This is a genomic window from Rhodococcus sp. MEB064, from assembly GCF_000834565.1.
Taxonomy (GTDB): Bacteria; Actinomycetota; Actinomycetes; order Mycobacteriales; family Mycobacteriaceae; genus Rhodococcoides.
In genome coordinates this window covers 116,945-139,073 of record NZ_JXQS01000003.1, presented here as the reverse complement: position 1 = coordinate 139,073, position 22,129 = coordinate 116,945, and the positions used below count along the sequence as shown (strand labels likewise).

Genomic DNA, 22,129 nt, shown 5'->3' with positions numbered 1-22,129 from the left:
AGTAGTGGTCGGCGCGCCTTCAGAGCCAGCCGTTGTCCACTGCTGTCCGCACGGCCTCGGCACGCGTCGTGGCGCCCGTCTTGCCGATGGCGGCGGACAGATGGTTGCGCACGGTGCCCTCGGACAAGTGCAGCGCCGACGCGATCGAGGCCGCGGTGGTGCCCGCCCTGGCGGCCGACAGAACTTCCCGCTCACGCGCAGTCAGGGGTGAGGTGCCCGCGGTCAGAGTCTCCGTCGCGAGCTCGGGATCGATCACCCGCAGGCCGGCATGGACCCGTCGCACGGCCTCGGCGAGCTGGCGGGCGGGAGTGTCCTTGACGACGAATCCGCCGGCCCCCGCGTCGATCGCACGTCTGACGTAACCGGGCCGTCCGAACGTCGTCACCACGAGGACACGGCAGGTCGGAAGCGCGGCCCGTAGAAGTCCGGTGGTGACGATGCCGTCGCCGCCCGGCATCTCGACGTCCAGGAGCGCCACGTCCGGTCGATGCTCGAGAGCCGCGGGAACGACCTCGTCGCCGCGCCCGACTTCGGCCACGACATCGAGATCGTGTTCGAGTCCGAGCAGCGCCGCGAGAGCACCGCGCACCAGGGCCTGGTCGTCGGCAAGCAGTAGTCGGATCGTCATGGCGCTGTCACCGTGAGGACGAATCCGCCGTCACTCCCTCGTGCGGCGCGCACGGTGGCGCCGAGTGCGTCCGCACGGTCGGACAGACCTCTCAGGCCGGTTCCCGTCGATTTACCCTGAGGTCCGACCCCGTTGTCCGTCACGGTGATACGACGTGGTTCCAGGCGGATCCGACACTCCGTTCCCTTGCTGTGGCGCACCACGTTGGTCACCGCCTCCCTCATCGCCCACGCGAACAGTTCACGGCAGTCCTCGTCGACACCCGCCGCGGAACCCTCGATGTGCACCACCATCCCGGCCGCCTCGACCGCGCTGCGGACTCCCCGCAGCTCGGTCTCGAGACGCAGGTGACGAAGGCCGCCGACGGTGGACCGTACATCGGCCAACGCTGCACGCGAGAGACTTTCGACGTCGGCGATCTCCGCGGCGGCACGCGCCGGATCCAGCTCGAGGAGTCGACCGGCGAGTTCCGCCTTCACGGTGATGACGGTCAACGAGTGACCCAGGATGTCGTGGACGTCGCGGGCCACTCTCTCGCGCTCCTCGACGACGGCCAGGTCCGACAGGCGGCGACGCGCCTCGTTCAACTGGATGTTGCGGGCGACCAGCTGACTGATCCCCCACGCGGCGAAGGCCGCGACTCCGAGCGTGAACCCTGCGGAGTCGTCCGGCGTCCAGCTCGGGACGATGCGAGGAAGACCCTCGACCGCAACGAAATTCGCAGCCAGCACCACCAGAGCCGACCGGCGCGGCAGCGTCATGACCGCGAGAACCGCGACGAAGACGCACCCGGTCAGAACGGAGTCGCCGGCGGCGGGGGCAGCGGGAACCAGCAGGAGCATCAAGGACACCACCACGGCCCACTGCCGCGGCACCCGTACCTCCTCCGAGGCATGCAAGCGACCACGGAAGTCTCGGAACCCACCGAGGAACACGGCGGCGAAGGCGATCAGCGACAACGCGGCTGCGACCTTCCAGGCCACCGGACCGTCGTAACCGGCCACGGCGCGCACCGGGTAGATCAGATAGATCAACCAGACGGCGCTGAAGACCCAGCCGCGACGCACGGCATCCCGTAGCCGCGTGCCCTCGCTGTCGTCGAGGTTCACCTCGCGCGGCTCGATCACGAAGTGCGACCGTAGCGATCGGTACAGCGTGGCACCGGTGGTCCTGCTCACCGGTGCCACGCTAGACCCGCTGCCCTCGTCCGTGTCATACGCGGGCGGTGTCCTTACGGAACATCGTCCTCGCGCCGACCACGAAGATCGCCGTCCAGACGGCAACGTTGACCAGCGCCTCGATCAGCGAGGACCAGCTGGTGTCGCCGAGCGGCGACCGCGCCAACGTGGCCACACCGTACGTGGGAACGAATTTCGCCACGGTCTCGAACCATCCGCTGGCGGGGACGAACAACCCGCCCGCGAAGGCAAGGACGGCCAGGCCGGGACCGAGGATCTGCATCACGTTCTCCGACGGCAGCAGGTAGCCCATGAAGAGCCCGAAGGCGGCGAACACGATCGAGGTGATCCAGGCGAGCACGAAGCATTCGACCCAGGCGGCCGCGGGAAGTGTTGCTCCGGCTGCCGCGCCGACAGCGAACACGACGGCGACGGACACCAGTCCGAGTGCCATGGCGACGACGACCTTGATCGCGATGTACGCCGTAGGCGTGAGCGGTGTGAGCCTGAGCTGTCGGCTCCACCCCAACCCTCGCTCGATGGACACCATGGCGCCGCCGCTCGTCGTGGCGAGCATCGCCCCGTACAGCGCCATGCTGACCATGACATATCCCGTCACGTTGGCCGACCCGGCGGACTCGGTCTTCAGATCGCCCTGCAACCCGAAGATCAGGAAGAAGATCGGCGGGACCACGAGCGCGAACACGATGGTGCGCCGGTTCCGCAGCATTCGCCGCATCTCGAGCGCGAGAAAGCCTGCGTTGAACCCACCGTGGGCGGGCAGTGAGCGAGAACGGACGAGCGATCCTGTGGTGGTCATGCGTGGCTCCCGGCGGTATCGGTGGTGAGGGTCAGAAAAGCGTCTTCGAGGGTGTGCGCGACGATCTCCACATCGCGGGCTTCGGTGCGCTGGAACAGGTATCGGGCAACCTGGTCGGAGTCCGATGCGTGGACGGTCAGGCGGTCACCCCGGATCTCCACGTCGTCGACACCCGGAATCGAGAGAAACTCGGCAGCGTCGGCCCCCGGCAGCACCGCGGACACGCGGCGACCGGACGCGACGTTCTTGATCTCGGCGGCAGTGCCGTCGGCCACGATGCGACCGTCGCGGATCAACACGATGCGGTCGGCGTAGGCGTCCGCCTCGTCGAGGTAGTGGGTGGCGAACAGCACGGTCCGGCCGCGCGAGGAGTCCTCCTGCATCGCCGACCAGAACTCGCGGCGGCCCTCGACATCCATCCCGGTGGTGGGCTCGTCGAGAACGATCAGGTCCGGATCGGGGAGCAACGCGAGGGCGAATCGCAGGCGTTGCTGCTGCCCGCCCGAGCACTTGCCCACCATCCGGCCACCGATGTCGGCGATGCCGGCCCGCGCGAGCACCTCCGACACCGGCCTTGTCGACGCGTACAGAGTCGCGATGAGCCGCACGGTCTCCTCGACGGTGACGTCCTTCAGGAGTCCCCCGCTCTGCATCACCGCGGACACGCGTCCGGTGGCGACGGCGTCCTGCGGGGACTCCCCGAACAGGGACACCGTTCCGTCGTCGGGGCGCCCGAGGCCGAGCATCATGTCGATCGTGGTCGTCTTGCCGGCTCCGTTCGGACCGAGGAACGCGACGATCTCGCCGGGGTGCACGACGAGCGACACGTCGTCGACTGCTTGGACACGTGTACCGCCGGGACCGGGGAACGACTTCCGGAGGCGGTCGAGGTGGATCGCTGGTGTGGTCATGTACGGAACGATGCTCCGTTCCGGCACCCTGACCCTCGTCCGAGCGTCACGACTCCGAGGTGACACTTGTCATGGGTACTCGCGGCAGGCGGCGGCCCGGTAGGTTCCCACCATGACCCGCGCTCGAGTTTTCCTGCGCGCCGCTGCCGCGGCGACCATGCTGCTGTCGGCCGCGCTGCTGCCGTCCGCCGTCGCCTCCGCGGAGCAGCCGTTCCGGGTTCCCGAACAGGTCAGCGACCTGTCGGGTGCCCTCGACCCGAGCGAGCTGTCCGAGGTGCAGTCGGCTGTCGACTCGCTCTACGACCAGCAGGGCTTCCGGCTCTGGGTCGTTTTCGTCGACGACTTCTCCGGCCAGGCCGCGACGACGTGGGGCGATCGCACCGCGACGATCAGTGACTTCGGTGATCGCGACGTCCTGATGGCGGTGGCGACGGAGGCCCGTGCCTACACGTTGAACGTCCCGCAGGCCCTGTCGAGCATCTCGGATTCGGAGATCTCCGAACTGGAGCAGTCGTCGATCGAACCGGCTCTGCGCGAGGAGAACTGGGCCGGTGCGGCGACCGCGGCGGCGACCGGTCTGGGCAAGGCGTCGTCCACGTCCGGATCGGGTTCGGCAGGCCTGTGGGTCGCGGTCGGGGTCGTGTTCCTGATCGTGGTGGGGGCCTTCGCCTTCACCAGGTTGCGGGCTAAGCGACGCCGCGAGGACGCACTCGAGGCCGCCGAGCAACTCGACGGCAGCGATCCCGCTGCTTTCGCGGCACTGCCGCTGGACGTGCTGGACGAGCGGTCTCGCGCCCTGCTCGTGGAAACCGACGAGGCCATCCGTGCGAGCGCCGACGAGCTGTCCACCGCAGCAGGCGAACTGGGCGATGCCGCGGCCCGACCGTTCGTCGATGCCCTCGACGGTGCCCGACGCGCACTCTCCGGGGCGTTCGCAGTTCGCCAGCGTCTGGACGACGCCATTCCCGAGTCACCAGACGAACGCCGGCAGATGCTCATGGCGATCATCACCTCGTGCAGCGACGCCGACCGCCGACTGGACGAGAAGGTGGCCGAGTTCGACGAGATCCGCAATCTGCTCATCGACGCCGACGCGCGCCTGGACGCCCTGACCCGCGCCCAGGTGGAGCAGACGGCCCGGCTCGATCCGGCCGCGGCCACTCTGACATCGCTGCGGGAGCGGTACGACGCCGCCGTCCTGGCGCCTGTCGCACAGAACGTGGACCTCGCCCGCGAACAGCTGGCATTGGCGGACAACAGCATCGACGACGGACGAGACGCCGCGGCACAACCCGTCGGACATCAGGGTCCAGTCGTCGCCGCGGTCCGCACCGCAGAGAGCGCACTGTCGCGAGCGCGGTCGCTTCTCGACGCGGTCGAGCACGCGGACGGTGACATCACCGCGGCACGGGACGGGCTCCCCGCGGCGATGGAGGACGCCCGAGCGGACATCGCGTCGGCCGACCGTCTCGCAGAGCACGGCGGCGACCCGCTGGCCGCCGCGAGGGCCGCCGTAGCGACAGCTCTGGATCAAGCGCAGTCACGCGGTACTCAGGACCCGCTCGGCACCATGAACGCTCTCGTCGCGGCCGACGCGGAACTCGACCGCGCCCTCGCCGCCGCGGCGCAGTCGAAGGAGCAGGACGACCACGCGCGGGCGCGGCTCGACCGCGATCTCGCGTCGGCCCAGGCGCAGGTCCGTGCAGCGGGTGACTACATCGGTTCCCGCAGCGGTGCGGTCAAGGTGCAGGCCCGCACACGACTGGCCGAGGCGGAGCGGCACGTGCAGGCAGCGCAACAGCTCGCCGCGACCGACGCTCCGCGTGCGCTGCAGCACGCGGCTGCGGCGCTGTCCATGGCGGCGCAGGCCTCGCATCTGGCGCAGGCCGATGTCGCGGAATGGGAAGAGACTCAACGCCCGCGCCACAGCGGCGGATTCGGCAGTTCGTCGTCCGCCGGAGGTGTGCTGACAGGAGTGCTGATCGACAGTGTGCTTCGCGGCGGCTTCTCGGGTGGTCGGTCGTACGGCAACCGGCGCGGCGGTGGGTACGGCGGATTCGGCGGCGGCCCACGATCGTTCGGTGGATCGGGGAGCTCGGGACGCATCGGACGGTCGTCGGGTGGACGCTTCTGATCGGGTGACCGTGATGCTCCGCCCGCGGCGACTACGCGCGGGATCCCGCGCATTCTGCGCGCGAGAGGAGCACAACGCCCGGTCGCGACACGGAGCCGTGTTCCCCCGCGTGGATCGCAGTGGGTGACGACGCACCGGTCTACACCCGCATCCCGGTGCCCGTGTCGGTACAGCGCCAGTTGTTAGAACCAGCAGCGCTCCTGCGTCCGCTGAGGTGGTGTTTCAGCATTGCGCGCGAACGGGCACTCTGGAGTCACCCACCTAGCATCAGGAGCCCCACCCATGGTCGATGTCACCCGCACGTTCACCGTTTCCCGCGCCCGAGCGGACGTCGCCGCGTACCTCCGCGACTTCGCCAACGCCACCGAGTGGGATCCGGGCACCGTGGCGTGCACGCAGGCCACACCCGGCCCTGTCGCCGTCGGCACGGAGTGGAACAACACGTCCAAGCTGTACGGGATCTCGACCGAGCTGACGTATCGCCTCGAGGTCGACGAGCCCGGCCACATCGTTCTGAAGGGCACGAACAAGACCGCGACGAGCACCGACGACATCACGCTGAACGAGGCCGGCCCGACCTCTACCGAGATCACCTATCACGCGAATATCGAGTTCAACGGCCTCGCGAAACTGGCCGACCCGCTCGCAGGCATCGCCTTCGAGCGGGTCGGGAAAGAGACCGAGGAGCAGATGATCGCTGCTCTGGAAAAGCGCTAGCAGCCCAGCAGTCGGGTAGCGAGGTAGCTCTCGACCTGGTCGAGGGCTATCCGCTCCTGCGCCATGCTGTCGCGCTCGCGGATGGTGACCGCCTGGTCGTCGAGAGTGTCGAAGTCGACCGTGATGCAGAACGGGGTACCGATCTCGTCCTGGCGACGGTAGCGGCGGCCGATGGCGCCGGCGTCGTCGAACTCGACGTTCCAGTTCTGTCGCAGTTGCGCCGCGAGATCCTTGGCCTTGGGCGTCAGATCGGCGTTGCGGCTCAGCGGGAGCACGGCAGCCTTGACCGGCGCGAGTCGACGGTCGAGGCGCAGCACGGTCCGCTTGTCCACACCGCCCTTGGCGTTGGGAGCCTCGTCCTCGTGGTACGCGTCGACGAGGAAGGCCATGAGCGAACGAGTCAGTCCCGCAGCAGGTTCGATGACGTACGGCGTGTAACGCTCGTCGTTGGCCTGGTCGTAGAAGCTCAGGTCGGTGCCCGAGTGCTTCGAGTGCGTCGACAGGTCGAAGTCGGTGCGGTTGGCGACGCCCTCGAGCTCGCCCCACGCGCTGCCCTGGAACTCGAAGCGGTACTCGATGTCCACGGTGCGCTTGGAGTAGTGCGACAGCTTCTCCTGCGCGTGCTCGTAGAGCCGCAGGTTCTCCGGGTCGATGCCCAGATCGGTGTACCACTTCATGCGGTAGTCGATCCAGTACTGGTGCCACTGTTCGTCCTCGCCGGGCTTGACGAAGAATTCCATCTCCATCTGCTCGAACTCGCGGGTGCGGAAGATGAAGTTGCCGGGCGTGATCTCGTTGCGGAAGCTCTTGCCGATCTGGCCGATGCCGAACGGCGGCTTCTTGCGCGACGTGGTGAGCACGTTGGCGAAGTTGACGAAGATTCCCTGCGCCGTCTCGGGGCGGAGGTAGTGCAGTCCGGCCTCGTCGTCGACGGGTCCGAGGAACGTCTTGAGCAGTCCGGAGAATGCGCGCGGCTCCGTCCAGGAACCGGGCTCGCCGGTCTCGGGATCACGGATGTCGGCGAGTCCGTTCTCCGGCGGGTGGCCGTGCTTCTCCTCGTACGCCTCGAGCAGGTGGTCGGCGCGGTAGCGCTTGTGGGTGTGGAGCGACTCGACCAGTGGGTCGGAGAACGTCTCGACGTGGCCGGACGCTTCCCACACCTCGCGCGGCAGGATGACGGACGAGTCGAGACCCACCGTGTCCTCGCGGCTGGTGATCATGTTGCGCCACCACTGCTTCTTGATGTTGTCCTTCAGCTCCACGCCGAGGGGCCCGTAATCCCAGGCCGACTTGGTTCCGCCGTAGATCTCGCCACACTGGTAGACGAGTCCCCGGCGTTTGGCCAGGTTGGCGACGGTATCGATCTTGGACTTCGGTGCCACGGGGCCAGCTCTCCATCTCGGGTGGTCGGTAGTACTGCCGAGCGAGGGGGTGTCCCTCTGCTCGCGACACATCAGACTATCCGGCGACGTCCCGGTCTCCGAGCACCGGTGAGTTGACATGCACGTCCACGCATATCAAAGTGGAGGGCGGAAGTGGTTATTGTTTCCAATAAGGCCTGCAGAACTACCGAGGGGACGCGCATGAGCATCGACGAATCGGTGACCGCTCACCCGGTCCCCACGCCGGCCACGCCGCTGCCGTCCAAGGACGTGCTGAACGACGCCGGCGATCTGCTGCGCGCCCTGGCTGCCCCCGTCCGCATCGCCATCGTCCTGCAGCTCCGCGAGTCCGAACGATGCGTGCACGAACTGGTGGGTGCACTCGGTGTGACCCAACCCCTGATCAGCCAGCATCTGCGGGTCCTCAAGGCCGCCGGCGTGGTGCACGGGGAAAGGTCCGGGCGCGAAGTTCTCTACCGACTCGTCGACGACCACCTCGCCCACATCGTCGTCGACGCCGTCGCCCACGCCCGAGAGGAGAACCACTCGTGACCGCCCCCCGCACCATCGGTGTCCGTTCCACGAAGCAGCGCAGCGCCATCTCCGAGCTGCTCGACACCGTCGGCGAGTTCAAGTCGGCTCAGGAACTGCACGACGAATTGCGCAAGCGCGGAGACGGTATCGGCTTGACGACGGTGTACCGCACCCTCCAGGCCCTCGCCGACGCCGGCACGATCGACGTGCTCCGCACCGATTCGGGAGAGTCGGTCTACCGACGGTGCTCGGACGGGCATCACCATCACCTGGTGTGCCGGGACTGCGGGTTCACCGTCGAGGTGGAGGGGGCGGCCGTCGAGCGGTGGACCAGATCCGTCGCCACCGAGCACGGCTTCACGGACGTCAGCCACACCGCCGAAATATTCGGCACCTGCAGCGAGTGCGCCGCCCGCTCCTGACGTCAGCCGTTCACGGCGGGATGCCGCGAACAGTTCGCCGTCCACCCCGACGGGAACACCTGCACCACCATCCGGCGCCCACACCACGCGCAGTACCGCGGTGGCTCCAGAGCCCGCGGGTGCGCCGGTCGCCCGTCGACCAGCGCCTCCCCGGTCCATCCGTCGAACGCGGGAGCCTCAGATGGCGGCATCGAGCGCCTTCACGGGCATCTTCAGCTCCGCCAGCAGATCCAGGTCGGACTCCGCCGGACGGCCGAGCGTCGTCAGGTAGTTGCCGACGATGATCGCGTTGATGCCGCCCAGAATCCCCTGACGGGCACCCAGATCGCCGAGGGTGATCTCCCGACCACCGGCATAGCGCAGCGTGGTGCGAGGCAAGGCGAGCCGGAACGCCGCGATGGCACGCAGAGCATCCTGCGCGGGGAGCACGTCGAGATGTGCGAACGGTGTTCCCGGGCGGGGATCGAAGAAGTTCAGCGGCACCTCGTGCGGATTCACCACCGCGAGTTCGGTGGCAAATTCTGCTCGCTGACGCAGACTTTCGCCCATCCCGAGAATGCCACCGCAGCACACCTGCATGCCGACATCAGCGACCGTCGTCAGAGTCTCCTGGCGCTCCTCCCAGGTGTGCGTGGTCACGACGGTCGGGAAGTAGGACCTGGCGGTCTCGAGATTGTGGTTGTAGCGGTGGACACCCCAGCTCGCGAGTCGCTCGGCCTGCTCGCGCGTGAGCATGCCCAACGAGCATGCGATATCGATGTCCACCTCCGCGTGGATGGCCGCGATCCCGGCCTGGACCTGACTCATCAATCGCTCGTCGGGACCGCGCACGGCGGCGACGATGCAGAACTCGCTCGCACCGGTCTTCGCCGTCTGCTTCGCGGCCTCGACCAACTCGGCGATGTCGAGTCTCGCGGCGCGCACCGGGGAGACGAACAGTCCGGACTGGGAGCAGAAGTGACAGTCCTCGGGGCACCCCCCTGTCTTGACGCTGATGATGCTTTCGACTTCGACTTCTTCTCCGCACCAGCGCATGCGCACCCGGTGAGCGAGATCGAGTGCATCGGCGACCCGGTCGTCGGGCAACTCGAGAACGGCGAGGACCCGATCGACGTCGAGTGGGCGGCCCTCGTCGAGAACGATGCGCTCGGCCTCGCGCAGGACGTCGTCGGTCGGTGTGTCGGTCATGCTGACTCCTTCGGTGGGTTCACGCGAACGGCGCGAAATCGGGGACGAACCATGTCGGCGCGGTGGAGACGAAACGTTCCGCCGACCACGAGCCGACGCCGTCGGGGATGCGGCCGACGATCGGAACGCCGGTGACGGCAGGGAGTTCCGCGAGGTTGGTGACAGCGGCGAGGTCGGGCACCGTCGGCCACGAGCCGAGAACCACTCCCACGCACCACAATCCGGCACGGCGCACGGCGTCCACGGTGAGCTCGGCGTGATTGAGCGCTCCAAGGCCGGGCTGCGAGACGACCAGAACGCGCGCGTCGAGAGCGCGGGCGATGTCCAGCACGGTGGTCCCACGGTCGTCGAAACGAACGGCCACTCCCCCGGCGCCCTCCACGAGCACCGTTCCGGGAAGATCGCCGACAGCGTCGACCACGTCGCCGACGGACAGCGATGCACGCCCTCTGCGCCGCGCTGCGACGCCGGGTGCCAGCGGATCGGGATAGCGCACGCACTCGCGGTACTCCCTGCGGCGCAGCGGGTCCGACAGGCCGATGACCGCATCCAGATCTCCGGCGTCGTCCGGATCGACACCGGTCTGGGCAGGCTTGCATACCGAGACCACGTGCCCGGCGCTTTCCAGCAAGACGGCGAGTGCCGCGGTGACGATCGTCTTCCCGACTTCCGTCGACGTCCCGGTGATCACGAGAACGCTCACAGGGACACCAGCTCGAGCGCCCCCGCGACCACGGTGCACACCCTGGACACCTCGCCGTCGGTCAGATCGGCGCGGGCCGTGATCCGCAGGCGCGAGCGGCCTTCCGGCACCGACGGCGGCCGGAAACATCCGACCGACACGCCCTGTGCGCGGCACGCGTTCGCGGCTCGGAGAGCCGACATCGCGTCGCCCACGATCACGGGGACCACCGCCGATTCCGGCAGGTCGGGCAGTCCCAGTTCCGCGGCGAGCCGACCTGCGTGCCGACGCAACGCCCCTACCCGGTCCGGCTCGCGCCGGAGCACTCCCAGCGCCGCGTGCGCGGCCCCCACCGATGCCGGAGCCGGAGCGGTGTCGAAGATGAAGGTCCTGGCCGAGTTCAGAAGGTGCTCGCGCACAGCTTCTTCCGCCAGAACCACTCCACCCTGACTTCCGAGAGCCTTCGACAGCGTCGCGGTGACGACGAGATCGGGAGCGCCGGCGAGACCGCACTCCTGTACCAGTCCGCGCCCGCCGTCCCCTCGCACACCGAGACCGTGCGCTTCGTCGACAACCAGTACGGCGCCGTGACGCCGGGTCACCGCGTAGAGCTCTCGGAGGGGCGCCAGATCACCGTCCGCGCTGAACACCGAGTCGGTGAGCACCAGTGCCCGCGCCTCGGATCGCGTCGACAAGGCCAGGTTCACGGCAGCGACATCACGGTGCGGCGTCACCTCCACGCGCGCTCGCGACAGGCGGCACGCATCGACCAGTGACGCGTGTGATGCGGTGTCGGAGACGATCAGCGAACCCGCGCCGGACAGTGCCGTCACCACACCCAGGTTGGCGAGGTAGCCGCTCGAGAAGAGCAGACCGGAGTCGGCGCCGACGAAGTCCGCCAGGTCGAGCTCGAGGGCGTCGTGGTCGGTCGTCGTTCCGGTGACCAATCGTGATCCGGTGCTGCCGGTTCCCCATCGATCCAGCGCATCACGGGCGCCGGTGATCACCGCGCTGTGCCGGCTCAGACCCAGGTAGTCGTTCGAGGCAACGTCGATGACACGGTCGTCGGGTGTCCGTGGTCGGAGGACTCGCCGCAGTCCGGCATCGGTACGCCGGACCGCCGCGGCGTCGAGCCACGCCAGTGCCCTGTCGGTCATGAACGCGCAGCCTACGCATGGACTTGAACACTGTTCAAGTTTGCGTGGCTGCGGCCGCGCACACCAGCGCTTCCCCGATCGCACGGATGTCGTCGGCCGTGCAGACGTAGGGCGGCATCGCGTAGATCAGATTCCGGAACGGCCGGATCCACACGCCGCGGTCCACGGCGGCCGCGGTCGCGACCGCGACGTCGACCTCACGGTCGAGCTCGATCACACCGATACCGCCGAGCACCCGCACCTCGCGGACGATCGGCAGAGCATTCGCACGGACCAACTCGCGGCCGAGACCCGTCTCGATCGCCGCGACCTCCGCCCGCCAATCCCGTGCCAACAGAAGTTCCGTCGACGCCACCGCCACAGCGCACGCCAACGGATTCGCCATGAAGGTCGGGCCGTGCATCAGACCGCCCGCGGGCCCCGCGCTGATGACCGACGCCACCTCCGCCGTGCACAGCGTCGCAGCCATCGACAGGTAGCCACCCGTCAGCGCCTTGCCGACGCAGAGGATGTCCGGGCCGACACCGGCTTGCTCGGACGCGAACAACGTTCCGGTGCGGCCGAATCCGGTGGCGATCTCGTCGAGGATCAGAAGGACGTCGTGATCGGAGCACGCCTCACGAAGCACGCGAACGTAGCGTGGGTCGTGGAATCTCATACCGCCTGCGCCCTGGACGACGGGTTCGACGATGACCGCCGCCAGCTCGGACGCGCGGCGCTCGATCGTCTCGCGCAGCAGCGCCGCATAGCTCTCGTCGAACGGTGCGTCCGACCGCGGCGGCGCGTCGACGAACACCTGCTCCGCCAGGACTCCCGACCACGCCGAGTGCATGCCGCCGTCGGGATCGCACACGCTCATCGGCGTGAAGGTGTCACCGTGGTAGCCGCCGCGCCATGTCAGGAGCCGGCGTTTGTCGGGGCGTCCCAGGGCCCGGTGATACTGGAGCGCCATCTTGACCGCCACTTCGACGGACACCGAGCCGGAGTCGCAGAAGAACACCCGCTCGAGCCCCTCCGGGGTGATCGTCACCAGCAGTTCCGCCAGCCTGGCCGCCGGCTCGTGCGTCAGACCGCCGAACATGACGTGACTCATGGCGCCCAGTTGCGCCGTGACGGCAGCGTCGAGAACCGGGTGTCCGTACCCGTGGACGGCAGCCCACCACGAACTCATGCCGTCGATCAACGAACGCCCGTCGTCCAGCGTGATGCGCACGCCCGCAGCCGATGTCACCACCGCCGGACGCGGAGACGGGAATCCCGAATACGGGTGCCAGATGTGTTCGGCGTCGATGTCGCCGACGCTCCGACGGGTCACGGGACGAGGCCGACGCGCGCCTTCTCGACACCGGAGAGCACCAACACCAGCATCGTCATCAACGGCTCGTCGTCCAGTCCGGACGCGGGGAACGTGTAGCGCATGACGACGTCTGCCTGCGATCCGTGCGTGGTGAGGGAGATGGACCCGAACTGCGATTCACTGTTGCGCACAGCGACTTTCGCACGCAGAGTGCCCGAGGACGGACGATCCCAGGCCAGCACCGCCGTCAACGAGAGGACCTCGAGACCGGGACTGAGAGCCACCGCGCGCAGCGAACACAGTGCTCCGGCATACGAGAATCCGAGCGATCCGTCGTCTCCGACGCTGACGTCGGCGAATTGGCCGAGGGCGAGACGGGCACGATCCTGCAGTGCCCTCACGATGTCGTCCTCACTCATTTGACACCTCCGAATCTGCGGTCACGAGAGGCGTATTCGACACAGGCGGCCCACAGGTCACGACGGTCGAAATCGGGGAAGAGCTTTTCCTGGAACACCATCTCGGCGTACGCCGACTGCCAGATCAGGAAGTTGGAGGTGCGTTGCTCGCCGGACGGACGCAGGAACAGATCGACGTCCGGCATGTCGGGCTCGTCCAGATACTTGGCGAACGACGCCTCGGAGATCTTGTCCGGATCGAGTTGGCCGGCGGCAGCTCGCCGCGCGATCTCCCGCGCTGCGTCGACGATTTCGGCCCGACCGCCGTAGTTGACGCACATCGTCAACGTCATGACGGTGTTGTCCTTCGTCAGCTCCTCCGCCGTCTCGAGCTCGGTGATGACGCTGCGCCACAGTCGAGGACGCCGGCCGGCCCACCGCACGCGCACCCCCATCTCGTGCATCTCGTCCCGCCGACGACGGATGACGTCACGGTTGAATCCCATGAGGAACTTGACCTCGTCCGGGCTGCGCCGCCAGTTCTCCGTCGAGAAGGCGTACGCCGACAGCCACGTCACGCCGATGTCGATACATCCGCACACGGTGTCCATGAGAACCGCTTCGCCCTGCTCGTGCCCGGCAGTACGCGGTAGGCCGCGATCCTGCGCCCAGCGGCCGTTGCCGTCCATCACCAGAGCGACATGACGCGGGATCAGCTCGGGCTGGATGATCGGCGCCCTCGCTCCCGACGGATGCGGGTCGGGCGCGCGGACCTCCCGCTTCTCAGGCGGTGTGTGCTGCGTTCGTCGACGTATCACGAACCTCATCCTGCCCGACGACGCGAACGGCGCCGCCACCCGTGCGTTCGACGAAGGGCAGCGTGCGCAGTTGGCGTTCGAGGTGCCACTGCAGATGGGCCGCCACCAGGCCGCTGGCCTGCGCGCGTATCGAGTCGGTGGACGCCACCGTGCCGTTCCAGTCGCCGCTCTGCAACGCGGACATCAGATCCAGCACCCCCAGCGCGGGCGTGCTCGACCCGGCCGGGCGGCAGTGGGTGCACACCGCTCCCCCGGCCGCGACATGAAACGCGCGATGAGGGCCGGGAGTCGCGCACTTGGCGCACTCGTCCAGTGCGGGCGCCCAGCCGGCGAAGTTCATCGCGCGCAGCAGGAACGCGTCGAGCACCAGTCCCGAGTCGCGCTCACCCGACGCGAGCGCACGCAGGGCCCCGACCGTCAGATGGTGCAATCGGGGCGCGGGAGCATGTTCCTCACCCGCGAGCCGCTCCGACGTCTCGAGAATCGCGCATGCGGTGGTGTAGCGGCTGTAGTCCGAGACGATGTCGGACGCGAAGGCCTCGACGGTCTGGACCTGCGTCACGATGTCCAGGTTGCGACCCGGGTAGAGCTGGACGTCGATGTAGGCGAACGGCTCGAGACGTGCCCCGAACTTGGAGGTGGTGCGCCGCACGCCCTTGGCCACCGCGCGCACCAGACCGTTGTTGCGAGTCAGCAACGTGACGATGCGATCGGCCTCGCCCAGCTTGTGTTGGCGGAGCACGACGGCGTGATCGCGATACGACCTCATCGTTCGTCACCTCCAGCCGGTACGCGGGTGCCGCGTCGGCACCTCACCATTCTCCCACGTCGGGCGTGCCCGGTGATCAGGGAGCGCCGAGGTCCTCCTGCAGATTCTTCAGGGTCGTGGCGATGTTGCGACGCTGGAAGTCCGCGAACGGTCGGCCCGCCGCCACCTTGTCGAACACGGCGGCCACGGCGTCCGGCCACGGGCGATCGTCGGTCCAGATCTCGGTGACCCTCGTACCGCCGGCGATCGGCTCCATCCGGTATTCCCACGTGGCGTTCCTGGCCTTGACCACCGGCTTGCCGGGGCCGATGACGTCGACGCGGAAGGCGAAGCGGCGGCCCGGCTCGGCGGCCGTGACGACGCACCGGGTACTCCACGTGGCGCGGCCGCGCTTGTTGCGGCCGACGAAGGTCATTCCCTCGTACGCGCCGCCGCGGCGCGGATTCTCGACGACGGCACCGGTGTTCTCGGGACTCCAGCGGTGCACCTGTGTCGGATCGCTCAGCAGCGCATAGACCGCGTCGGGTTCCGCAGCGACGTCGACGTGGTCGGACACCGTCAGAGTTCGTTTCATCTACCCCACGGTAGGGGACGGATTCACCGGTCCCGGCCGGGGGTAAACGTTCGCCGAGGGTGTCGTGTCGGGCGCCCGCTCTACTGTGGGACCGGGGCATGCTCGAAGTATCGAACTGCCGAAGAGGGAAGTTGGGAACGATGACCACGACGCACGATTCACGGGACTACGACGAGGCAGACCTCTCGATCGAGAAGCCGAAGAAGCATGCAGCAGGTCCTACTGCCGTCGCCGTCTCGATGAAGCGCTCACTCGAGCGCATGGGCCCGGTGCGTACTGCACGGACGCTGCTCGAGCTGAACCAGGCCGAGGGCTTCGACTGCATGAGCTGCGCGTGGCCGGACCCTGATCCGGGACATCGCCACACCGCGGAGTTCTGCGAGAACGGCGCGAAGGCCGTGGCGGAGGAGGCCGACAAGCGCCGAGCCACGCCGGAGTTCTTCGCCGGCCACAGCATCGCCGACCTCGACTCGCACAGTGAGCACTGGCTCGGCCAGCAGGGGCGCATCACGCATCCGATGGTCAAGCGCTCGGGTGGCACCCACTACGAGGCGATCGGGTGGGACGAGGCCTTCGACCTCATCGGCAAGGAACTGCGCTCGCTGCACCCGGACGAGGCCACCTTCTACACCTCGGGCCGCGCGTCCAACGAGTCCGCGTTCGTGTACCAGCTCTTCGTTCGCGCGTACGGCACCAACAACCTGCCGGACTGTTCCAACATGTGCCACGAGTCCACCTCCTTCGCCCTGCAGGAGTCGATGGGCATCGGTAAGGCCAGCGTCGTGCTGGACGACGTGTACGGCGCGGATCTCATCATCCTGGCCGGGCAGAACCCGGGCACCAACCATCCGCGCATGCTGTCGGCGCTGGAGAAGGCGAAGCAGAACGGCGCCAAGATCCTCGCGATCAACCCGCTGCGCGAAGCCGGCCTGATCAACTTCAAGAACCCGCAGACGCCGCGCGGCATGGTGGGTCCGGGCACCGACCTCGAGGACATGCACCTGCCGATCCGCATCAACGGGGATTTGGCTCTGTTCCAGGCGATGGGCAAGCTCCTCGTCGAGTGGGACGCCCTCGATCACGAGTTCATCGAGAAGTACACCAACAACTTCGACCTGTGGAAGCAGCACGTCTCCGAGGTCGACTGGGACGAGGTCGAGACGGTCACCGGTCTCTCGCGGGCGCAGATCACCGACGCCGCGAAGCTGCTGCGCGACTCAAAGGCCACCGTCTTCTGCTGGGCGATGGGCATCACCCAGCACCGCAACGCGGTGAACACCGTCAAGGAGATCACCAACCTCGCGTTCGCCCAGGGCAACATCGGCAAGCCGAATGCCGGCGTGCTGCCCGTGCGCGGTCACTCGAACGTCCAGGGCGACCGCACCATGGGCATCTGGGAGCGCGTACCGAAGCACTTCCTCGACGCACTGGAGACCGAGTTCGGGTTCGATCCGCCGCGGGAGAACGGTCTGGACACCATCGACTCGATCCGTGGGATGCGCGACGGCAAGGTCAAGTTCTTCCTCGGTCTCGGCGGCAACTTCGCCCAGGCCACACCGGACAGCACTGTCACGTTCGAGGCGATGCGCAAGACGAACATGACGGTGCACATCTCCACCAAGATCAACCGCTCGCACCTCGTCACCGGTGACGTGGCGCTGATCCTGCCGACAAAGGGCCGCACCGAGAAGGACATCCAGGCCAGCGGGCCGCAGTGGATCAGCGTCGAGGACTCGACGTGTTCCGTGCACTCCTCCCGCGGTCCGCTCGATCCGCCGAGCACGCATGTGAAGTCCGAGGTCGAGATCATCACGCAGATCGCCGAAGCCACGATCGGCGACCGCTACGGTCTCGACTGGAAGGGCATGCGCGACGACTACCGCACCATCCGTCAGCACATCTCGAGGGTGGTTCCGGGGTGCGAGGGCTACGAGGTCAACGCCCGCCGTCCCGGAGGCTTCGTGCTCCCCCACCCGCCGCGTGATTCGCGGACCTTCCAGACCGAGTCCGGGCTGGCCGAGTTCTTCGTCTCGCCCATCGATGCCCTGCAGGTACCGCCCAAGCACCTTCTGCTGCAGACGTTCCGGAGCCACGATCAGTTCAACACCACGATCTACGGCCTCAGCGACCGGTACCGGGGCATCGAGGGCGGACGCCGCGTCGTGTTCGTCAATCGCGGTGACATCGCGGAACTCGGCATGAAGGACGGCGACTTCGTCGACATCACCACCAAGTGGGACGACGACGACGTTGTGCGTGTCGCCGAGAACTTCCGGATCGTCGAGTACCAGACGCCGAAGGGGTCCGCGGCCGCCTACTACCCGGAGACCAACCCCCTGGTCCCGCTCGACTCGTCGGCGACGGACAGCAACTGCCCTACGTCCAAGTCGATCATCGTGTCGTTGAGTCCGGCGAAGGCCGGAAGCCCGGGGACCGGGCACGGAGGCCAGGACGCCATGCGATCCGACGAGCACCACAAGACGCAGACGGAGCCCGAGCACCTGTCCTGAGTTCTCACCCGGCTACCGTGTCGCGACGAGCGAGCACGGCACGGTAGCCGCGGGGGTCAGAAGCCCAACTTGCCCATCTGCTTGGGATCGCGCTGCCAGTCCTTGGCCACCTTCACGCGCAGGTCGAGATAGATGCGGGTGCCCAGCAACTTCTCGATCTGGCTGCGCGCGGCCGTACCGACGTCGCGCAGTCGAGTGCCGCCCTTACCGATCACGATGGCCTTCTGCGACTGCCGCTCGACGTAGAGGATGGCGTGCACGTCGAGCATCGAGTCGGAACCCTCACGGGGACCGATCTCCTCGATCACCACGGCGAGCGAGTGCGGCAACTCGTCGTGGACACCCTCCAGCGCTGCCTCGCGGATCAGCTCCGCCATCAACGTCTCTTCGGGCTCGTCGGTCAATTCGCCGTCGGGATAGAAGGCTGGACCGGGCGGGAGCACCTTGGCGAAGACGTCGATGACGATCTCGATCTGCTCACCCGACGCCGCCGACACCGGCACTACCTCGCACTCCGGACCGAGCAGATTCGAGACGGCGATCAATTGCTCCATCACGCGTTGCTTGGACACCTTGTCGATCTTCGTGACCAGCCCGACGAGCTTGGTGCCGCGGGCGTTGTGGCGCACCTGCTCGAGAATCCAGCGGTCGCCGGGTCCGATCTTCTCGTCGGCCGGGATGCACAGTCCGATCGCGTCGACCTCCGAATACGTGTCGCGCACGAGGTCGTTGAGTCGCTGACCCAGCAAGGTGCGGGGGCGGTGCAGTCCCGGCGTGTCCACGAGGATCAGCTGTGCATGGTCGCGGTGGACGATGCCGCGGATCGTGTGCCGGGTCGTCTGCGGCCGCGACGACGTGATCGCGATCTTGGCGCCGACGAGCGCGTTCGTCAGCGTCGACTTGCCGGTGTTGGGCCGACCGACGAAGCAGACGAATCCGGAGTGGAACTCGCCTGGCTCAGCGTCGGTCATCGTCGTTCTCGTCTCTGTCGTCGTCTGTGCTGTCGTCACCGGATTCGGGTTCCGGGCTCTTCTCCACCAGGACGGTGCTGACCCGGACGCGGCCACGCGCATCCGTTCCGCCCTCCGCCACCAGTATCAACCCGTGTGCCTCCACCCGAGCTCCCGGCAGCGGCACGCGGCCGATCTCGTAGGACAGCAGTCCGCCCACGGTGTCGACCTCGTCGTTGTCGATCTCCACGTCGAAGATCTCGCCGAGGTCCTCCAGAGGGAGTCGGGAGGACACCCGGTACCTCTCGTCGTCCAACTCCTCGATCGGCGCCACCTCGTCGGTGTCGTACTCGTCCGCGATCTCGCCGACGATCTCCTCGAGGACGTCCTCGATGGTCACCAACCCGGCCACGCCGCCGTACTCGTCGACGAGGACCGCCATGTGCTTGCGGTCGCGCTGCATCTCGGCCAGCAGACTGTCCAACGGCTTCGAGTCGGGAACGAACACGGCGGGTCGCATCACCTCGTCCACGCGCACGCTCCGACCGCCGTCGGACGAGGTGTAGGTCTGTTGGACGAGGTCCTTGAGGTACACGACTCCGAGGATGTCGTCGACGTTCTCACCGATGACGGGGATGCGGGAGTGTCCGCTGCGGACGGCAAGGGTCGTCGCCTGACCCGCGGACTTGTCGCGCTCGATCCACACCATCTCGGTGCGGGGAACCATGACCTCGCGGGCCGAGGTGTCACCCAGTTCGAAGACCGACTGGATCATCCGTCGTTCACCGGCCGCCACCACGCCGCGCTCCCCCGCCATGTCGACGAGTTCCCGAAGTTCGATCTCCGACGCGAACGGACCGTTGCGGAAACCGCGGCCCGGTGTGATGGCGTTACCCACCAGAATCAGGAGCCTGCTGACCGGTCCGAGCAGGATGCCGATGGCGCGCAAGGGATACGACGATCCGAGCGAGATCGAATACGCGTGCTGTCGACCCAGTGTGCGGGGCCCGACACCGATCACGACGTAATCGACGATGACCATGACTCCGGCGGCGATGGCCAAGGCAGCCGCCGGCTCGAGCAGGTCCAGTAGCGCTCCCGCGAGAACCACCGTCGACCCGATCTCGCACAGGATGCGGAGCAGGACCATCAGATTGACGTACCGGGGGCGGTCGTCCAGGATCCGCAGCAACTCGGAGGAGCCGCCCCGCGACTCCTTGACCATCTCCTCCACACGCGCCGAGGACACGGTGTTGATGGCGGAGTCGACGGCGGCGAACAGGCCACCGAGCGGAACGAGGATGACGGCGAGCACGATCAGTGCCGGAGCGCTGGTCACCGGGCGGACTCACCACCGGAACGGGTGTCGGGTGCCACGAAACCGGTGCTGCCCAACAGCTTCGCGTCCTTCGCCGCCGACGCAGCATCACGATCGGCCTGACGCAGGCTCTCGTACCAGTCCTCGAGGAGGCTGTTCTGGAGTCCGAACATCTCCTTCTCCTCGTCCGGCTCGGCATGGTCGTAGCCCAGCAGGTGCAGGACACCGTGAACCGTCAGCAAGGCGAGCTCGTGCTCGAGGGGATGGCCGGCCTTCTCCGCCTGGTCCGCGGCGAACGACGGGCACAGCACGATGTCGCCGAGCATGGACGGGCCCGGGTCCGGCGAATCGGGGCGACCGCCGGGCTCGAGCTCGTCCATCGGGAACGACATGACATCAGTCGGACCGGGGAGGTCCATCCACCGCATGTGCAGGTCCGCCATGGTGGCCGAGTCGACCAGCACCATCGACAGCTCGGCCGCCGGGTGCACGTCCATCCGGGCGATGGCGTAGCGCGCCACCGCGATCAGATCTTCTTCGCCGACCTCCATGCCGGATTCGTTGGAGACCTCGATACTCATGCGATCACCGTACTAGTGCAGGCAGAACCCGGACCGGTCGGAGCAGTCAGCGGTGCGCGGCCCGAGGACCCGTGCCGCGTCGGGCTGCACGATTGTTCGACGCCGACTCGGACGCATCGAACCGTTCGTACGCATCGACGATGGACGACACCAACCGGTGACGGACGACGTCGCTGCTGTCGAGCTTGGCGAAGTGGATGTCGTCGATGTCGACCAGGATCTCGCTCGCCGCACGCAGACCGGACTTCGATCCACCCGGTAGGTCGACCTGGGTGATGTCGCCGGTCACCACGATCTTGGAGTTGAAGCCGAGTCGCGTCAGGAACATCTTCATCTGCTCGGCCGTGGTGTTCTGCGCCTCGTCGAGGATGATGAACGCGTCGTTGAGAGTGCGCCCACGCATGTACGCCAGCGGCGCGACCTCGATGATGCCCGCGGCCATGAGCTTCGGAATCGCCTCGACGTCCATCATGTCGTGCAGCGCATCGTGCAAAGGCCGGAGGTACGGGTCGATCTTGTCGTGCAGGGTGCCCGGCAGGAAGCCCAACCGCTCGCCCGCCTCGACGGCCGGACGCGTCAGGATGATGCGGCTGACCTGCTTGGCCTGCAAGGCCTGAACCGCCTTGGCCATCGCGAGGTACGTCTTGCCCGTACCGGCGGGGCCGACACCGAAGACGATGGTGTTGGCGTCGATCGCGTCGACGTAGCGCTTCTGGTTCAGCGTCTTCGGACGGATCGTCTTGCCGCGACGCGACAGGATGTCGAGACTGAGCACCTCTGCCGGGGACTCGCTGACACCCCTGGTCAGCATGGCGACCGAGCGCCGGACCGCGTCGGGCGTGACGGGTCCGCCGGCGGTGACCACCGCGGCCAGCTCGGTCAACACCCGCTTGCCGACGGCTACGTCGGAGGGTGCACCCTCGAAGGTGACCACGTTGCCGCGGACGTGGATCTCCGCCGACAGGACCTGTTCGAGCGCGCGGAGGTTTCCGTCCGTCGAACCGAGCAGCGGGAACATCACCGCGGGATCGAGTTCCATCGTCTCGGACACACGAGCCTCGGCGAGAACCGGACGGGCGGATTGGCGCTTGGCGGCGCGGGACGAGCGTGAACCGGTCTGGCTGTCGTCGCCTGCGGCGACGCGAGGGGTGTTGTCACTCA

23 protein-coding genes are annotated in these 22,129 nt (G+C 67.6%); 5 read left to right on the top strand and 18 right to left on the bottom strand.

The genetic code is table 11. The features are described from left to right. Window positions 1-19: 19 nt before the first annotated feature. From RU01_RS02085 to RU01_RS02070, 4 genes are read right to left on the bottom strand one after another with little or no spacing between them, the layout of a single operon-like run. Window positions 20-628 (bottom strand): response regulator transcription factor, encoded by a 609-nt coding sequence (locus RU01_RS02085; RefSeq protein ID WP_042572834.1) that lies wholly within the window; start codon window positions 626-628, stop codon window positions 20-22. Then, complete coding sequence (locus tag RU01_RS02080; protein WP_156148745.1) at window positions 625-1,806, bottom strand: sensor histidine kinase; 1,182 nt, start codon at window positions 1,804-1,806, stop codon at window positions 625-627. The genes RU01_RS02085 and RU01_RS02080 overlap by 4 nt, the downstream gene beginning before the upstream one ends. Before the next feature lie 34 nt (window positions 1,807-1,840). Then, window positions 1,841-2,626: an ABC transporter permease gene (locus tag RU01_RS02075; protein ID WP_042572833.1), complete on the bottom strand. Its 786-nt coding sequence runs from the start codon at window positions 2,624-2,626 to the stop codon at window positions 1,841-1,843. Then, the gene (locus RU01_RS02070; RefSeq protein WP_042572893.1) at window positions 2,623-3,537 is read right to left on the bottom strand and encodes an ABC transporter ATP-binding protein; all 915 of its coding nucleotides are present in this window, start codon (window positions 3,535-3,537) and stop codon (window positions 2,623-2,625) included. Before RU01_RS02070 ends, RU01_RS02075 begins: the two co-directional genes overlap by 4 nt. Before the next feature lie 112 nt (window positions 3,538-3,649). Here RU01_RS02070 and RU01_RS02065 point away from each other — a divergent pair, with 112 nt between their 5' ends. Both RU01_RS02065 and RU01_RS02060 read left to right on the top strand, forming a co-directional pair. Then, window positions 3,650-5,671 carry a TPM domain-containing protein gene (locus RU01_RS02065; RefSeq protein ID WP_042572832.1) on the top strand — a complete coding sequence of 674 codons (2,022 nt, stop codon included), beginning with the start codon at window positions 3,650-3,652 and terminating at the stop codon, window positions 5,669-5,671. 282 nt (window positions 5,672-5,953) lie between these two features. Next, window positions 5,954-6,388 (top strand): SRPBCC family protein, encoded by a 435-nt coding sequence (locus RU01_RS02060; RefSeq protein WP_042572831.1) that lies wholly within the window; start codon window positions 5,954-5,956, stop codon window positions 6,386-6,388. Here RU01_RS02060 and RU01_RS02055 read toward each other — a convergent pair. Next, window positions 6,385-7,770, bottom strand: a complete 1,386-nt coding sequence (locus RU01_RS02055) for a glycine--tRNA ligase (RefSeq protein WP_042572830.1) — start codon at window positions 7,768-7,770, stop codon at window positions 6,385-6,387. The two genes, RU01_RS02060 and RU01_RS02055, sit on opposite strands and share 4 nt — an antisense overlap. A 201-nt stretch (window positions 7,771-7,971) precedes the next feature. Between RU01_RS02055 and RU01_RS02050 the strand changes: the two genes are divergently transcribed. Together RU01_RS02050 and RU01_RS02045 are read left to right on the top strand one after the other, a co-directional pair. Further along, the gene (locus RU01_RS02050; protein WP_042572829.1) at window positions 7,972-8,322 is read left to right on the top strand and encodes an ArsR/SmtB family transcription factor; all 351 of its coding nucleotides are present in this window, start codon (window positions 7,972-7,974) and stop codon (window positions 8,320-8,322) included. Then, complete coding sequence (locus tag RU01_RS02045; protein ID WP_042572828.1) at window positions 8,319-8,726, top strand: Fur family transcriptional regulator; 408 nt, start codon at window positions 8,319-8,321, stop codon at window positions 8,724-8,726. The genes RU01_RS02050 and RU01_RS02045 overlap by 4 nt, the downstream gene beginning before the upstream one ends. Window positions 8,727-8,728: 2 nt before the next feature. On the opposite strand, the gene bsaP is transcribed toward RU01_RS02045, so the two are convergent. The 9 genes from bsaP to RU01_RS02005 form a co-directional block, all read right to left on the bottom strand. After that, window positions 8,729-8,917, bottom strand: a complete 189-nt coding sequence (gene bsaP, locus RU01_RS23300) for a biotin synthase auxiliary protein BsaP (RefSeq protein WP_082042815.1) — start codon at window positions 8,915-8,917, stop codon at window positions 8,729-8,731. Next, on the bottom strand, window positions 8,904-9,914 hold the full coding sequence (gene bioB / locus RU01_RS02040; protein ID WP_042572827.1) for a biotin synthase BioB: 1,011 nt from the start codon (window positions 9,912-9,914) through the stop codon (window positions 8,904-8,906). The genes bsaP and bioB overlap by 14 nt, the downstream gene beginning before the upstream one ends. A gap of 19 nt (window positions 9,915-9,933) precedes the next feature. After that, on the bottom strand, window positions 9,934-10,617 hold the full coding sequence (gene bioD / locus RU01_RS02035) for a dethiobiotin synthase (protein ID WP_042572826.1): 684 nt from the start codon (window positions 10,615-10,617) through the stop codon (window positions 9,934-9,936). Beyond that, window positions 10,614-11,753, bottom strand: coding sequence for an 8-amino-7-oxononanoate synthase (locus RU01_RS02030; RefSeq protein ID WP_042572825.1), 1,140 nt, complete (start codon window positions 11,751-11,753; stop codon window positions 10,614-10,616). The genes bioD and RU01_RS02030 overlap by 4 nt, the downstream gene beginning before the upstream one ends. A 34-nt stretch (window positions 11,754-11,787) precedes the next feature. After that, window positions 11,788-13,068 (bottom strand): adenosylmethionine--8-amino-7-oxononanoate transaminase, encoded by a 1,281-nt coding sequence (locus RU01_RS02025; protein ID WP_042572824.1) that lies wholly within the window; start codon window positions 13,066-13,068, stop codon window positions 11,788-11,790. Next, window positions 13,065-13,469, bottom strand: coding sequence for a hypothetical protein (locus RU01_RS02020; protein WP_042572823.1), 405 nt, complete (start codon window positions 13,467-13,469; stop codon window positions 13,065-13,067). Before RU01_RS02020 ends, RU01_RS02025 begins: the two co-directional genes overlap by 4 nt. Further along, window positions 13,466-14,275 carry an isoprenyl transferase gene (locus RU01_RS02015; RefSeq protein ID WP_042572822.1) on the bottom strand — a complete coding sequence of 270 codons (810 nt, stop codon included), beginning with the start codon at window positions 14,273-14,275 and terminating at the stop codon, window positions 13,466-13,468. The genes RU01_RS02020 and RU01_RS02015 overlap by 4 nt, the downstream gene beginning before the upstream one ends. Continuing rightward, the gene (gene recO / locus RU01_RS02010) at window positions 14,232-15,035 is read right to left on the bottom strand and encodes a DNA repair protein RecO (protein ID WP_042572821.1); all 804 of its coding nucleotides are present in this window, start codon (window positions 15,033-15,035) and stop codon (window positions 14,232-14,234) included. Before recO ends, RU01_RS02015 begins: the two co-directional genes overlap by 44 nt. A gap of 76 nt (window positions 15,036-15,111) precedes the next feature. Continuing rightward, window positions 15,112-15,609, bottom strand: a complete 498-nt coding sequence (locus tag RU01_RS02005; protein ID WP_042572820.1) for an SRPBCC family protein — start codon at window positions 15,607-15,609, stop codon at window positions 15,112-15,114. A 140-nt stretch (window positions 15,610-15,749) separates the two neighbouring features. Between RU01_RS02005 and RU01_RS02000 the strand changes: the two genes are divergently transcribed. Next, the gene (locus tag RU01_RS02000; RefSeq protein WP_042572819.1) at window positions 15,750-18,119 is read left to right on the top strand and encodes an FdhF/YdeP family oxidoreductase; all 2,370 of its coding nucleotides are present in this window, start codon (window positions 15,750-15,752) and stop codon (window positions 18,117-18,119) included. Window positions 18,120-18,175: 56 nt separating this feature from the next. On the opposite strand, the gene era is transcribed toward RU01_RS02000, so the two are convergent. Genes era through RU01_RS01980 form a run of 4 tightly spaced genes read right to left on the bottom strand, consistent with a single transcriptional unit; the run spans window position 18,176 to window position 22,007 of the window. Then, entirely contained in the window at window positions 18,176-19,090 is a 915-nt protein-coding gene (gene era, locus RU01_RS01995; RefSeq protein WP_042572818.1) for a GTPase Era, read from the bottom strand. Further along, window positions 19,077-20,408, bottom strand: coding sequence for a hemolysin family protein (locus tag RU01_RS01990; RefSeq protein WP_042572817.1), 1,332 nt, complete (start codon window positions 20,406-20,408; stop codon window positions 19,077-19,079). The genes era and RU01_RS01990 overlap by 14 nt, the downstream gene beginning before the upstream one ends. Continuing rightward, window positions 20,405-20,968, bottom strand: a complete 564-nt coding sequence (gene ybeY / locus RU01_RS01985; protein ID WP_042572816.1) for an rRNA maturation RNase YbeY — start codon at window positions 20,966-20,968, stop codon at window positions 20,405-20,407. Before ybeY ends, RU01_RS01990 begins: the two co-directional genes overlap by 4 nt. A 46-nt stretch (window positions 20,969-21,014) precedes the next feature. Further along, a complete protein-coding gene (locus tag RU01_RS01980) occupies window positions 21,015-22,007 on the bottom strand; it encodes a PhoH family protein (protein WP_082042828.1) in 993 nt (330 codons plus the stop codon). Window positions 22,008-22,129: the final 122 nt, after the last annotated feature.

Bases quoted from the DNA above. Each gene is read 5' to 3' on its own strand.
- RU01_RS02060 (WP_042572831.1), top strand. From the start codon at position 5,954: ATGGTCGATGTCACCCGCACGTTCACCGTTTCCCGCGCCCGAGCGGAC.
- RU01_RS02085 (WP_042572834.1), bottom strand. From the start codon at position 628: ATGACGATCCGACTACTGCTTGCCGACGACCAGGCCCTGGTGCGCGGT.
- recO (WP_042572821.1), bottom strand. From the start codon at position 15,035: ATGAGGTCGTATCGCGATCACGCCGTCGTGCTCCGCCAACACAAGCTG.
- bioB (WP_042572827.1), bottom strand. From the start codon at position 9,914: ATGACCGACACACCGACCGACGACGTCCTGCGCGAGGCCGAGCGCATC.
- RU01_RS02030 (WP_042572825.1), bottom strand. From the start codon at position 11,753: ATGACCGACAGGGCACTGGCGTGGCTCGACGCCGCGGCGGTCCGGCGT.
- RU01_RS01980 (WP_082042828.1), bottom strand. From the start codon at position 22,007: ATGGAACTCGATCCCGCGGTGATGTTCCCGCTGCTCGGTTCGACGGAC.
- RU01_RS02065 (WP_042572832.1), top strand. From the start codon at position 3,650: ATGACCCGCGCTCGAGTTTTCCTGCGCGCCGCTGCCGCGGCGACCATG.
- RU01_RS02070 (WP_042572893.1), bottom strand. From the start codon at position 3,537: ATGACCACACCAGCGATCCACCTCGACCGCCTCCGGAAGTCGTTCCCC.
- RU01_RS02075 (WP_042572833.1), bottom strand. From the start codon at position 2,626: ATGACCACCACAGGATCGCTCGTCCGTTCTCGCTCACTGCCCGCCCAC.
- RU01_RS02000 (WP_042572819.1), top strand. From the start codon at position 15,750: ATGACCACGACGCACGATTCACGGGACTACGACGAGGCAGACCTCTCG.
- RU01_RS02050 (WP_042572829.1), top strand. From the start codon at position 7,972: ATGAGCATCGACGAATCGGTGACCGCTCACCCGGTCCCCACGCCGGCC.
- ybeY (WP_042572816.1), bottom strand. From the start codon at position 20,968: ATGAGTATCGAGGTCTCCAACGAATCCGGCATGGAGGTCGGCGAAGAA.
- RU01_RS02020 (WP_042572823.1), bottom strand. From the start codon at position 13,469: ATGAGTGAGGACGACATCGTGAGGGCACTGCAGGATCGTGCCCGTCTC.
- RU01_RS02005 (WP_042572820.1), bottom strand. From the start codon at position 15,609: ATGAAACGAACTCTGACGGTGTCCGACCACGTCGACGTCGCTGCGGAA.
- RU01_RS02015 (WP_042572822.1), bottom strand. From the start codon at position 14,275: ATGAGGTTCGTGATACGTCGACGAACGCAGCACACACCGCCTGAGAAG.
- era (WP_042572818.1), bottom strand. From the start codon at position 19,090: ATGACCGACGCTGAGCCAGGCGAGTTCCACTCCGGATTCGTCTGCTTC.
- bsaP (WP_082042815.1), bottom strand. From the start codon at position 8,917: ATGCCGCCATCTGAGGCTCCCGCGTTCGACGGATGGACCGGGGAGGCG.